This window comes from Synechococcus sp. N19 (assembly GCF_900474045.1).
Classification (GTDB): Bacteria; Cyanobacteriota; Cyanobacteriia; order PCC-6307; family Cyanobiaceae; genus Parasynechococcus.
On record NZ_UCNR01000007.1, the window covers coordinates 19707 to 31000 of the forward strand.

The 11294-nt window shown below is 63.0% G+C and carries 13 protein-coding genes and 1 riboswitch; of the genes, 10 read left to right on the forward strand and 3 right to left on the reverse strand.

What is annotated here, in order from left to right:
- The first annotated feature begins 15 nt into the window (after positions 1–15).
- Genes rpaB through DXY02_RS03420 form a run of 3 tightly spaced genes read left to right on the forward strand, consistent with a single transcriptional unit; the run spans position 16 to position 2621 of the window.
- Positions 16–777: a response regulator transcription factor RpaB gene (gene rpaB, locus DXY02_RS03410; RefSeq protein WP_114988045.1), complete on the forward strand. Its 762-nt coding sequence runs from the start codon at positions 16–18 to the stop codon at positions 775–777.
- 44 nt (positions 778–821) lie between these two features.
- Entirely contained in the window at positions 822–2330 is a 1509-nt protein-coding gene (gene lysS / locus DXY02_RS03415; RefSeq protein WP_114988046.1) for a lysine--tRNA ligase, read from the forward strand.
- 27 nt (positions 2331–2357) lie between these two features.
- Positions 2358–2621, forward strand: a complete 264-nt coding sequence (locus DXY02_RS03420) for a hypothetical protein (RefSeq protein WP_006851112.1) — start codon at positions 2358–2360, stop codon at positions 2619–2621.
- Position 2622: 1 nt separating this feature from the next.
- Here DXY02_RS03420 and DXY02_RS03425 read toward each other — a convergent pair whose 3' ends face one another.
- Both DXY02_RS03425 and DXY02_RS03430 read right to left on the reverse strand, forming a co-directional pair.
- Positions 2623–3102 (reverse strand): hercynine metabolism protein, encoded by a 480-nt coding sequence (locus DXY02_RS03425; protein ID WP_114988047.1) that lies wholly within the window; start codon positions 3100–3102, stop codon positions 2623–2625.
- Entirely contained in the window at positions 3099–3332 is a 234-nt protein-coding gene (locus tag DXY02_RS03430) for a hercynine metabolism small protein (RefSeq protein WP_114988048.1), read from the reverse strand. The genes DXY02_RS03425 and DXY02_RS03430 overlap by 4 nt, the downstream gene beginning before the upstream one ends.
- A 138-nt stretch (positions 3333–3470) precedes the next feature.
- Here DXY02_RS03430 and DXY02_RS03435 point away from each other — a divergent pair, with 138 nt between their 5' ends.
- Positions 3471–5207, forward strand: a complete 1737-nt coding sequence (locus DXY02_RS03435; RefSeq protein ID WP_244276133.1) for a serine/threonine protein kinase — start codon at positions 3471–3473, stop codon at positions 5205–5207.
- On the opposite strand, the gene smpB is transcribed toward DXY02_RS03435, so the two are convergent.
- Entirely contained in the window at positions 5201–5701 is a 501-nt protein-coding gene (gene smpB, locus DXY02_RS03440) for an SsrA-binding protein SmpB (protein ID WP_114988049.1), read from the reverse strand. The genes DXY02_RS03435 and smpB overlap by 7 nt on opposite strands.
- 50 nt (positions 5702–5751) lie before the next feature.
- Here smpB and ruvB point away from each other — a divergent pair, with 50 nt between their 5' ends.
- The 6 genes from ruvB (at position 5752) to thiC (ending at position 11167) form a co-directional block, all read left to right on the forward strand.
- Positions 5752–6798: a Holliday junction branch migration DNA helicase RuvB gene (gene ruvB, locus DXY02_RS03445; RefSeq protein ID WP_114988050.1), complete on the forward strand. Its 1047-nt coding sequence runs from the start codon at positions 5752–5754 to the stop codon at positions 6796–6798.
- The gene (locus DXY02_RS03450; protein WP_114988051.1) at positions 6795–7562 is read left to right on the forward strand and encodes a tetratricopeptide repeat protein; all 768 of its coding nucleotides are present in this window, start codon (positions 6795–6797) and stop codon (positions 7560–7562) included. The genes ruvB and DXY02_RS03450 overlap by 4 nt, the downstream gene beginning before the upstream one ends.
- Before the next feature lies 1 nt (position 7563).
- Positions 7564–8745, forward strand: a complete 1182-nt coding sequence (locus DXY02_RS03455) for an amidohydrolase (protein WP_114988052.1) — start codon at positions 7564–7566, stop codon at positions 8743–8745.
- Complete coding sequence (locus tag DXY02_RS03460) at positions 8742–8969, forward strand: DUF3188 domain-containing protein (protein WP_114988053.1); 228 nt, start codon at positions 8742–8744, stop codon at positions 8967–8969. Before DXY02_RS03455 ends, DXY02_RS03460 begins: the two co-directional genes overlap by 4 nt.
- Positions 8966–9580 carry a HEAT repeat domain-containing protein gene (locus DXY02_RS03465; RefSeq protein WP_114988054.1) on the forward strand — a complete coding sequence of 205 codons (615 nt, stop codon included), beginning with the start codon at positions 8966–8968 and terminating at the stop codon, positions 9578–9580. The genes DXY02_RS03460 and DXY02_RS03465 overlap by 4 nt, the downstream gene beginning before the upstream one ends.
- 31 nt (positions 9581–9611) lie before the next feature.
- Positions 9612–9718, forward strand: a riboswitch (TPP riboswitch).
- A 45-nt stretch (positions 9719–9763) separates the two neighbouring features.
- Positions 9764–11167 (forward strand): phosphomethylpyrimidine synthase ThiC, encoded by a 1404-nt coding sequence (gene thiC, locus DXY02_RS03470; protein ID WP_114988169.1) that lies wholly within the window; start codon positions 9764–9766, stop codon positions 11165–11167.
- The last annotated feature ends 127 nt before the right edge of the window (positions 11168–11294 follow it).

Sequence of the window (11294 nt, forward strand, 5' to 3'; positions counted from 1 at the left end):
AAGGGTTTGATTCGGATGACGGGCGACCTGCCCTCACAACCGAAAGCGACCATTCTTGTCGTTGATGACGAGGCTGCAGTCCGGCGCGTTCTGGTGATGCGCTTGCAGCTGTCGGGCTACCGCGTCATCTGTGCTGAGGATGGTGAGCAGGCCCTGGAAATGTTCCACAACGAGTCGCCCGACCTGGTGGTGCTCGATGTGATGTTGCCCAAGTTGGATGGCTTTGCCGTCTGCCGCCGCCTGCGGGCTGAATCCTGCGTGCCGATCATTTTCCTCTCGGCGGTGGAAGCGATCTCGGAGCGGGTGGCTGGCCTGGATCTGGGCGCTGACGACTACCTGCCCAAGCCCTTCAGCCCCAAGGAACTCGAGGCACGCATCGCCACAATTTTGCGCCGGGTGGGTCGGGGCAATGCTGTTGTTGAAAGTCGCGAACTGCCCACAGGTCAGGGCGTTTTGCGGCTCGGCGATCTGGTGGTGGACACCAATCGACGCCAAGTCACCCGGGGTTCGGAGCGCATCAACCTCACCTACACGGAATTCAGCCTGCTTGAGCTGCTGTTCCGCGACCCCGGCCATGTGGTGCCCCGGGCCGAAATTCTGGAGCAGCTCTGGGGTTATCCCCCCCGCCGTGCCGCCGATCTGCGGGTGGTGGATGTCTACGTGGCTCGGTTGCGCGGAAAACTGGAGCCTGACCCTCGCAATCCAGAGCTGATCCTCACGGTGCGAGGCATTGGTTATGCCTCCCAGCGCATGGGCGAGGCCTCCGCTGCCGGTTGATCAACCCGCGGGCGGGCAGGATGGCGCCCGATTGACCTGCTGCTGTGTCTGAGCTGCGCGACACCCGTCTGGACAAGGCCAAGACCTTGGAAGAGTTGGGGCAGGGCCCCTATGCCCTCACCTTCAGTCCCAGCCACCGCATGGCTGAGCTGCAGGAGACCCATGCCGATCTGGCCAAGGGGGAAGAGCGGGACGTCAGCGTTTCCGTGGCGGGACGGGTGATGACTCGCCGGGTGATGGGAAAGCTGGCCTTTTTTACCCTGGCGGATGAGACGGGCTCCATTCAGCTGTTCCTGGAGAAGGCGGGTCTCGAGGCTCAGCAGGAGGGCTGGTTCAAACAGATCACCACGCTGGTGGACAGTGGCGACTGGCTCGGGGTGAGCGGCACCCTGCGTCGCACCGACCGTGGTGAGCTGTCGGTGAAAGTGAGCGACTGGCGCATGCTCACCAAGGCGCTGCAGCCCCTTCCCGACAAGTGGCATGGTCTGGCCGACGTGGAGAAGCGCTACCGCCAGCGCTATCTGGATCTGGTTGTGTCCCCCGACAGCCGTGAGACCTTCCGGCGCCGGGCTCGCCTGGTGAGCGGCATTCGCCGCTGGCTCGACCAGCGTGATTTTCTCGAGATCGAGACCCCCGTGTTGCAGAGCGAACCCGGTGGTGCAGATGCTCGGCCGTTCGAGACCCACCACAACGCTCTCGACCTGCCCCTCACCCTGCGGATTGCGACGGAACTGCACCTGAAGCGCCTGGTGGTGGGTGGCTTTGAGCGGGTCTATGAACTGGGCCGAATCTTCCGTAACGAGGGGGTCAGCACCCGCCACAACCCCGAGTTCACCTCGGTAGAGATCTATCAGGCGTACAGCGATTACCTCGGGATGATGGAGCTCACCGAGCAGATGGTCAGCGCGGTGTGCCAGGAGGTCTGCGGCACGACCACCATCACCTATCAGGGCACCGACATCGATCTGGCTCCGCCGTGGCGGCGCGCCACGATGCACGAGCTCGTGCAGGATGCGACGGGGCTTGATTTCAATAGCTTCAGCAGCCGCGAGGAGGCGGCCGCGGCGATGACCGCCAAGGGCCTGCATGCGCCTGAGTTGGCCGACTCGGTGGGCCGTCTGCTCAACGAAGCCTTTGAGCAAGCGGTGGAGACAACCCTGATTCAGCCCACCTTCGTCACCGATTACCCGGTGGAGATTTCGCCCCTGGCTCGGCCCCATCGCAGCAAGCCCGGCTTGGTGGAACGGTTTGAGTTGTTCATCGTCGGCCGTGAACACGCCAATGCCTTCAGTGAGCTCACCGATCCCGTGGATCAACGTCAGCGCCTGGAGGCTCAGCAGGCGCGCAAGGCGGCGGGTGATTTGGAGGCCCAGGGGTTGGACGAGGATTTCGTTGCAGCCCTGGAGGTGGGCATGCCCCCCACCGGAGGTTTGGGGATCGGCATCGACCGTTTGGTGATGCTGCTCACCGACAGCCCTTCGATTCGGGATGTGATCGCTTTCCCGCTGCTGCGGCCGGAGTCTCGCAAGGGAGAACCACCCTCAGTGGAATAATGGGAGGAGTGGCATGGTCCTATCCCCATGAGTGGAGAACGCGTCGGATTTCGCTTCAAGCACGCTGATGCCGTGGTCAAGCGGAATCCCCAGGGCCGTTCCCGCCGGGGATGGGTGATGGAGCCGGTGGAGCAGACCACCAGCCGTGGCACCAAAATGCCTGCATACCGCATCCGCTGGCGCGACAGTGAGCGCCCGGAAATCGTGTTGCAGCACATGCTGATCGCCGATCCGGATCCCACACCTCCGCCCGAGGGTGTCAGCCTGGAGCCCCCCGCGCCAAAGGCCTGATTTAACTCAGCCCGGCGTCGCGGCGCAGCTGTTCAAGCTCCTGTTCCGCTTCAAACAACGCCCAATCCTTCTCCAGTGTTGAAGGACTGGGCGTTCGCTTCTGCTGGTGAAGTTCCTGCAGCTGTCGCTCCACCTCGTTGAAGCGGCGTCCCAGATCGTCCAGGTCGGCCCAGAGGGCGCGGCCCTGGTTCATCAGGCTGGTGAGATGTTGTTCGGCGCGTCCGGCTAGTTCGGCCGCGCCGGCTGCCCTGGCACGCTCCACCCGGTCGCGCCAGGCCCGTACGTCCTCGGCCAGCCTCAGCAGCTGTTGGCGTTGCTGCTTCGCTTCGCTTTGCAGTTGCTGATGTTGCCGTTGCAGGGCTGCCGCCCGATCCTTCAGGTGCTGTTCGCTGAACAGGTGCTCCTGGACGGGGTTGTTGCGCAGAAAGGCCGAGAGCCTCGCGTCCAGCTCCCGCTCCAACTGCTCCAGCCAGCTGCTCATGCTTCGCCTGGGGTGGTGATCACCGGTTTTTCGATCTCTTTCTCCAGCGGCTCGATCGCGGCCGTTTTGGAGTTGAGGATCATCTGGGTGAGTTGCGCTGCTTTCACTTCTCCCACTTCACCTTCCAGGTCTCCCAGGCGATCGAAGGCCGCCATGTAGACGGCCTCCAGGTCTTGGATCAGCTGCTCACGCTGCCGTTTGATCGCCTGACGCCGTTCGTCTGATTTCATGCCGCCTGAGCTCCTGGGCTCCGTCTGTTGGATAAGTCTGTGGGTTCAGTTTGCCGGCAAAAGCAGATCCAGAGCGATCTGTTGGTGCGGCTGGGTCCAGCGGCACGGGGCTGATCCATCCCTCGAGGGCCCCAGGGGGTGCAGCGAACCATCGGTACCATCGGTACCATCAGCCCATCGATGTTGCTGAATCCCTTGAGCGGTTCCGGCACGGTGCTGGTGGAGCGATATCGCCTGGAGGAACGGCTGAGTGGACCCGATCCGCTGCGTGGTTCCCTCTGGCGTGCGGTGGATGTGATGGCAGGCGATTGCCCTGTAGCGCTACGTCAGCTGAACGACTTGCCCAGCCAAGAGCCTTTCCGTCAGCGCTGGGACGTTTTGCAGACGATCGGGTCGCATCAGTTGCCTCGCTTTGGTCAGTTGCTTGAACTGGAGGATGGTTTGTGGGCCGTTCGCGACTGGATCGAAGGCAGCAGCCTCGCTTCGCTTCAACAACAACGCGCGCGACGCCAGATGGTTTTCAGCGCTGGCGAAGTGCTTCTGCTGCTGAGGCAGGTCTTACCAGTCTTGGGAGCGCTTCATTCCGATGACCTGGTGCATGGGCACATCAGTCTCCAAAACCTGTGGCGCCGCACCAGTGATGGATTGCCGGTTGTATTCAACGGTGAGCTTGTTCCTGCTGAAGACGCTGCCGGCTGGATGGATGTACGGGATTTGGCCGTTTCAGCCGTGGCCTTGTTGACGGGCCAGCCGTCTAATCCCCCTTCAAGTCTCGAAAGGCTGGGGCTGGATCCCGAGTATCAAGCTGTGCTCGAGCGGTTGCTTACGGAGGATCCGAACCGCCGCTTCCCTGATGCTGCAAGTGCCCAGGAGGCCTTGCAGCAGCTGGCGATGCCTGAACAAACCGTTCCGATCGAGAAGCCAATTGCTGCATCGGGACGCTTCGCTGCGATGGCTCCCTTCTCAACATCTCCGCGTCAGAAGCGAGCGATGGCTCGCGAGCAGGGAGCGGAGGGGCACCTCTGGCCTGTGGTGATCGGCTTGGTCCTGTCGGCCTTGGTGGGTTCCGTCATCGGTTGGTTCCTGCTTCCGCGCATCTCCACTGCAGACAGGACTCCTCGCCCCAGCAGGGATGGGGCTATAGCGGCCGTCAGTCCGCCGCCAGAGGAGTTGGATCAACGCGAGCAGCTGTTCAGCCGCTTGCGGGCCCTGCAGGTGGATCGCAGTTGGTTTACTGGACTTGTGGATGCCAGCCTGCTCAGCATGGAGGCGCTGGGGGTTGCGCCGCTCCGTAGGAACTGGACCGAGCTGGCCGAGCAATGGCTGGCTCGGATCGCCTTGCTGCCGCCGGCGATTCGGGCCCAGTTGGGGCGTCTGGGGGCAGGGGACTGGCAGCAGCTGCGTGAGGTGCTGTTGAAACAGGGCGTTCATCCGCGGGTCGTGCAGCAGCTGGTGAGTGCTGGAGCCCAGGATCTGCTGCCGGTCACCATGCGTGGCCGGAAACCCGCCGACCCCTTCCTTCAGCTTTGGATTGCAGCGGCGATTCAGAGCCTTGATGACGTTGAGATCGTGCGGCTCAAAGCGCGCCCGCTTGAACCCGCCATCACGTCGTTGCCTATCCCTGCCGGTGGTGCGCGTTTGGTGCTGGTGGAGGCTCCAGCAGGTGATGCCGTCGCTCTGGGCATCAACGGCACACCGCTGATGCAGATGATGGTTTTCGGCGTCAATGGGCAGGTGGAGGCGGAGCGTGGTCCCCTGCGGGTGACTCGGATTTCTCCGCAAGCGGGCTCGCCCCTGCAGGTGTTGGTCACCAACGAAGGGGTTTCTTCGAGTCTGTTCACCCTGTCCTGTCGGGCGGACCCGCTCGATCAGTAGCGCTCCATCGCTGCTTTCACGTCCTTCTTGGATTGCTTTTCCTTTTCGGCAGCGCGCTTGTCGTGCAACTTGCGGCCTTTGCCTAGGCCGATGGTGAGCTTGATCCAGGACCCCTTGAGGTGAATGTTGAGGGGGATCAGCGTCAGGCCTTTTTGATCCACCAAACCGCGCAGCTTGTCGATTTCACGGCGATGGGCCAGCAGTTTGCGGGTGCGAAGCGGGTCGTGGTTGAAGTAGCTGCTGGCGTGGGTGTGCGGTGAGATGTGCACGTTGTGCAACTGCAGTTCCCCATTGCGGATCAGGCAGAAGCCATCGCGCAGGTTGGCCTTGCCGTTGCGGATCGACTTCACCTCGGTGCCCACCAGCTCGATGCCGGTTTCGAGGGTTTCGAGGATTTCGTATTGGTGCCGTGCCTGCCGGTTGTCCGCCAGCATCCGATTGGCGGCGGCCCTTGCCGCGGCTGCGGCTGCTTTTTTCGCTCCTCCCTTGGCCATGGCTGCGGCTGTGTCTTCCGACCCTATCCAGGTCTGGGTACCCTGCCCGCATGGCGATTGTCTCCTCCAGCTCCGGTCGCAAGCCACCACGCCGCCCTGAAGCGCTGGTGGATCCCCAGCCGGCACCTGAAGAGGTGGTGAGTCGGCCGGAAGACAAGCTTCGGCCCCAGCGCCTGAACGACTACATCGGCCAGAGCGAGCTCAAGCAGGTGCTGGGCATTGCGGTGGAAGCGGCGCTTGGCCGCGGCGATGCCCTCGATCATGTGTTGCTCTATGGCCCGCCGGGTTTGGGCAAAACCACCATGGCCATGGTGCTGGCCGAAGAGATGGGGGTGCAGTGCAAGGTCACCAGTGCACCGGCCTTGGAACGCCCGCGCGACATCGTTGGGTTGTTGGTCAACCTGCAGCCTCGTGATCTGCTGTTCATTGACGAGATTCATCGCCTGAGCCGGGTGGCGGAGGAGCTGCTTTATCCGGCGATGGAAGACCGTCGCCTCGATCTCACCGTGGGCAAGGGCAGCACAGCACGAACCCGTTCCCTCGACTTGCCCCCCTTCACCCTTGTGGGCGCCACCACCCGCGCCGGATCGCTGAGCTCCCCGCTTCGGGACCGGTTCGGCCTTATCCAGCGGTTGGAGTTTTACGGCCAGGACGACCTGGAAGCGATCGTCGAGCGCACCGCCAAGCTGATCGGGGTCACCCTCACACCGCAGGCCCGCAGCAGCATTGCCGCCTCCTGCCGCGGTACGCCCAGGATTGCCAACCGCCTGCTGCGCCGGGTGCGGGATGTGGCCAGCGTGCGTGGCGGTAGTGGTGGAGCCATTGATCAGGCCCTGGTGGGAGAGGCCCTGAGCCTGCACCGCGTGGATCATCGGGGCCTCGATGCCAGCGATCGGCGTTTGCTGCAGCTGCTGATCGAACACCATGGTGGTGGCCCGGTGGGCCTGGAGACTTTGGCGGCGGCCCTTGGCGACGATCCCGTCACCCTGGAGACCGTGGTGGAGCCATTTTTGTTGCAACAGGGGTTGCTGATGCGCACCCCCCGCGGCCGAATGGTCACGGATGCGGCCCGCAGTCATCTGGCCGAGGCGGCATGAATAATCGGTTTCTCGTCCTGTTGATGAGTCTGGTGCTGGCCCTGCCGGTGCAGGCCCTCGATCTGCAGGGGCTTTATGAGCAGGCGCTGACGGCAAGCCGTCAGGGGGATTTTGTGGAGGCGTTGCCCCTTTGGGACCGCTTTCTGGAGCAGGCTCCAGAAGATGCAGCAGCGCTGAGCAACCGCGGCAATGTGCGTCTCGCTCTGGGTGATCCTTCCGGGGCCATCGACGATCAGAGCGCCTCGATTGCGCTGGCGCCGGAGGAAAGCGACCCGCATCTGAACCGGGGCACGGCAGAGGAGGCGCTTCAGGACTGGTCCGCGGCGGCGGACGACTATCTCTGGATTCTGGAGCGCGATCCGCAAGATGCCTCAGCCCTGTACAACCTGGCCAATGTGCGCGGTTCGCAAGGGGACTGGCCTGAGGCTCGAGAGCTTTATGGCCAGGCGGCCCTCGCCCGCCCCGGCTTCGCCATGGCCCGCTCTAGCGAGGCCTTGGCGGCCTGGCAAGCGGGAGATCTCGATTGGGCGGAGGCGGAATTGCGCAAACTGATCCGTCGCTATCCCTTGTTCGCCGATGCTCGGGCGGCCCTCAGCGGCCTGCTCTGGCGTGAAGGATCCAGTGGTGAAGCCGAAAGCCACTGGACCGCTGCGGCCGGGTTGGATCAGCGTTACCGCCAGGCCGACTGGCTGCAACAGGTGCGCCGCTGGCCACCGCAGCCGACGGCGGATCTGATGGCGTTCCTGGCCTTGGAGGCGTCCTGAGATGACCCACGCGGCGTCCCTTGCCGATCGACTCAGCCTTGAGCTGCCTGAGCTGCTGCAGCTGCGTCGGCATCTTCATGCCCACCCTGAACTCAGCGGTGAGGAACACCAGACCGCCGCCCTGGTAGCCGGTGAACTGCGTCAGCTGGGTTGGCGGGTCCGTGAAGGCGTTGGCCGTACTGGCGTGGTGGCCGAGTTGGGACCTGATCACGGCCCCACGGTGGGCTTGCGGGTGGACATGGATGCTTTGCCGGTGGAAGAGCGCACCGGGCTGAGCTATTCCTCCACTCGGCAGGGTCTGATGCACGCCTGTGGCCACGATTTGCACACCTGCACGGGCCTGGGGGTGGCGCGGTTGCTGGCTCAGGAGCCGGCTTTGGGGGCCCGGGTGCGCTTGCTGTTTCAACCCGCGGAAGAGCTGGCCCAGGGAGCGGTGTGGATGCGGGATGCAGGGGCGGTGGAGGGCCTTAACGCGTTGTATGGCGTGCATGTGGTTCCGAATCTTCCGGTGGGCACCGTTGGGATCCGGCGGGGCTGTCTTACGGCAGCGGCCGGCGAGCTGGAAATCCTGGTGCATGGAGAGGGCGGCCATGGTGCTCGTCCCCATCAGTCGGTGGATGCTGTTTGGTTGGCGGCTCGGGTGATCACGGAGCTTCAGCAGACCATCGCCCGCCGCTTGGATGCGTTGCATCCGGTGGTGATCAGTTTTGGCAAGGTGGAGGGCGGCCGCGCCTTCAACGTGATTGCCGATCAGGTGCGTTTGTTGGGCACGGTGCGCTGTCTGGATCTGCAGCAGCACGCCCAGCTGCCGGCTTGGATCGATGAGACGGTGCAGGGGATCTGTGCCACTGGAGGGGGTACGGCAGTGGTGAATTACCGCTGCATCGCGCCACCGGTGCACAACGATCCGCAGCTCACGACCTTGCTGGAACGTTGTGCGGTGGAGTGTCTGGGGCGCGACAAGGTGCTGCCGGTGGAGCAGCCCTCCCTGGGGGCGGAAGACTTTGCTGAGCTGCTTAGGGATGTGCCGGGAATGATGGTGCGGCTGGGCGTGGCCGGGCCCGAGGGGTGTGCGCCGCTTCACAACGGAGCGTTCGCACTGGAGGAAGATGCCCTCGGTGTTGGTATTGCGGTTCTCACGGCCACCGTGCTGGCGTGGATCACGGAGAACACCTCGGCATGAACCAACGTCGTGCGGTGATTTGGGTTTCACTCGGGGCTCCATTGCTGATCCTGCTCGCGTTGCTGGCCACCAACCAGCGCCAGGGCAAGGACCGGGTGCAGGCGTTGCCCGGGATATTGGTTGGTTCAGGTCTGATCATCAGCAGCGCTCTCGGTCGGCAGCGCCGCCGCGCCAAGCTGTTGGCCGATCTTCAACGGGCGCGCACCCCTGGCAGCAACCCATGAACGAGACCGATCCGCAACGCCCTGATCTCGAGGAGGTCCGCCAGGCCATTGCCAGTGGGGATCCGGTTCAGGCGATGCCGGCGATCACAAAGCTCCGCCATTGCTCGGATGCTGAGGCTGTGCCGTTGCTGGTGCTGGGCACGGAGCAGAAGCCCTTTCTGGTGCGTTCTTTGAGCTGCAGTGGATTGGGCTACAAGCGCACCGAACAGGGCTGGACTGTGCTCAGTGCGTTGATCACTGCCGATGAAGACCCCAATGTTCGGGCTGAGGCAGCCAATGCCCTCGCCAGCTACGGGGTCGAGCGGGCCTGGCCTTTGCTGCGTACGGCCTTTGAAGTTGATGCTGCTTGGTTGGTGCGCTGCAGCATCTTGTCCGCCTTGGCGGAACAGCCCGACATTGATCTGGGTTGGTTGCTGGACTTGGCAACCATGGCGATTGCCGATGCTGATGGCACGGTGCGGGTGAGTGGGGCTGAAATTCTCAGTCGGATTGTTCGGGAGGGGGGGACCGATCCCATTGCGGTGCAGGCCAGAGGCCTGTTGCAATCTCTGCAGCAGGACAGCGATCACCGGGTGGTGGCTGCGGTGCTCAATGGTTTGCAGGTCAGCTGAACGGGCCTTTGGGCAACGCTTGCTAGCGTTCAAACATCACTAGGGGTGTCTGGGTTTCACCATTAACTCAGACTGAGATCACACCCTCCGAACCTGATTCCGGGTCATGCCGGCGCAGGGAAGTGCTTGAGCGTGATCTTCGGCCAAACGTCGACCCCTGGGCTGTCCGTCGCACCTCAGATCATGCGCGCTTCCTGGGTTGAGTCCCGCAAGGGTCAGGCCAACGTCTCTCAGATGCACTACGCCCGTCAGGGCGTGGTCACCGAAGAAATGGCCCATGTGGCCAAGCGGGAGAACTTGCCCGAATCGCTGGTGATGGAAGAAGTGGCCCGGGGGCGGATGATCATCCCGGCCAACATCAACCACACCAATCTGGAGCCGATGGCGATCGGCATCGCCAGCAAGTGCAAGGTGAACGCCAACATCGGCGCCTCCCCGAATGCGTCTGATGCGGCCGAGGAGGTGAAGAAGCTGAAGCTGGCGGTGAAATACGGCGCCGACACCGTGATGGATCTCTCCACCGGCGGCGTCAACCTCGATGAGGTGCGCACTGCGATCATCGGTGCATCCCCCGTTCCGATTGGCACCGTGCCTGTTTATCAGGCCCTTGAGAGCGTTCACGGATCGATCGAGAAGCTGGATGAGGACGACTTCCTCCACATCATCGAGAAGCACTGCCAGCAGGGGGTCGACTACCAGACCATTCACGCCGGCCTGTTGATCGAGCACTTGCCCAAGGTGAAGGGGCGCATCACCGGCATCGTCAGCCGCGGCGGCGGCATCCTGGCTCAATGGATGTTGTACCACCACCGTCAAAACCCGCTCTACACGCGGTTTGACGACATCTGCGAGATCTTCAAGCGCTACGACTGCACCTTCTCCCTCGGTGACTCGCTGCGCCCCGGTTGTCAGCACGATGCGTCCGACGCCGCTCAATTGGCTGAACTGCACACCCTCGGTGAATTGACCCGTCGCGCCTGGAAGCACGACGTGCAGGTGATGGTGGAGGGTCCCGGCCATGTTCCCCTCGATCAGATCGAGTTCAACGTGAAGAAGCAGATGGAGGAGTGCAGCGAAGCACCCTTCTATGTGCTCGGCCCCCTGGTCACTGACATTGCTCCCGGCTACGACCACATCACCTCAGCCATCGGCGCGGCCATGGCTGGTTGGCATGGCACGGCGATGCTCTGTTACGTGACGCCGAAGGAGCACCTCGGTCTGCCCAACGCTGAGGATGTGCGCGAAGGCCTGATCGCTTACAAGATCGCTGCTCATGCGGCAGACATCGCTCGTCATCGCCCCGGTGCCCGTGACCGTGACGACGAGCTCAGCCGCGCCCGCTACAACTTCGACTGGAACAAGCAGTTTGAGCTGTCCTTGGACCCTGAGCGGGCCAAGGAATATCACGACGAAACCCTGCCGGCTGACATCTACAAGCAGGCGGAGTTCTGCTCCATGTGCGGACCCAAGCACTGCCCGATGCAGACCAAGATCACTGATGAAGATCTTGAGGGCCTTGAGAAGGTGCTCGAAACCAAAGGAGGAGCCGCCGAGCTCACATCGGTCAAGCTCGACAAAGCTGATTGATTGTGTTGACTAAAGTCAGCAGTTGGCCCGGCGTCCTTTTGGACGTCGGGCTTTTTTGCGTAAGGCCATTGATTGGGTTGGCGGCATAAAAAAAGACCCCCTGTCGATGCAGGAGGCCTTGTTGTTG

Bases quoted from the DNA above. Each gene is read 5' to 3' on its own strand.
- rpaB (WP_114988045.1), top strand. From the start codon at position 16: ATGACGGGCGACCTGCCCTCACAACCGAAAGCGACCATTCTTGTCGTT.
- DXY02_RS03420 (WP_006851112.1), top strand. From the start codon at position 2,358: ATGAGTGGAGAACGCGTCGGATTTCGCTTCAAGCACGCTGATGCCGTG.
- DXY02_RS03425 (WP_114988047.1), bottom strand. From the start codon at position 3,102: ATGAGCAGCTGGCTGGAGCAGTTGGAGCGGGAGCTGGACGCGAGGCTC.
- DXY02_RS03430 (WP_114988048.1), bottom strand. From the start codon at position 3,332: ATGAAATCAGACGAACGGCGTCAGGCGATCAAACGGCAGCGTGAGCAG.
- smpB (WP_114988049.1), bottom strand. From the start codon at position 5,701: ATGGCCAAGGGAGGAGCGAAAAAAGCAGCCGCAGCCGCGGCAAGGGCC.
- ruvB (WP_114988050.1), top strand. From the start codon at position 5,752: ATGGCGATTGTCTCCTCCAGCTCCGGTCGCAAGCCACCACGCCGCCCT.
- DXY02_RS03450 (WP_114988051.1), top strand. From the start codon at position 6,795: ATGAATAATCGGTTTCTCGTCCTGTTGATGAGTCTGGTGCTGGCCCTG.
- DXY02_RS03455 (WP_114988052.1), top strand. From the start codon at position 7,564: ATGACCCACGCGGCGTCCCTTGCCGATCGACTCAGCCTTGAGCTGCCT.
- DXY02_RS03460 (WP_114988053.1), top strand. From the start codon at position 8,742: ATGAACCAACGTCGTGCGGTGATTTGGGTTTCACTCGGGGCTCCATTG.
- DXY02_RS03465 (WP_114988054.1), top strand. From the start codon at position 8,966: ATGAACGAGACCGATCCGCAACGCCCTGATCTCGAGGAGGTCCGCCAG.
- thiC (WP_114988169.1), top strand. From the start codon at position 9,764: ATGCGCGCTTCCTGGGTTGAGTCCCGCAAGGGTCAGGCCAACGTCTCT.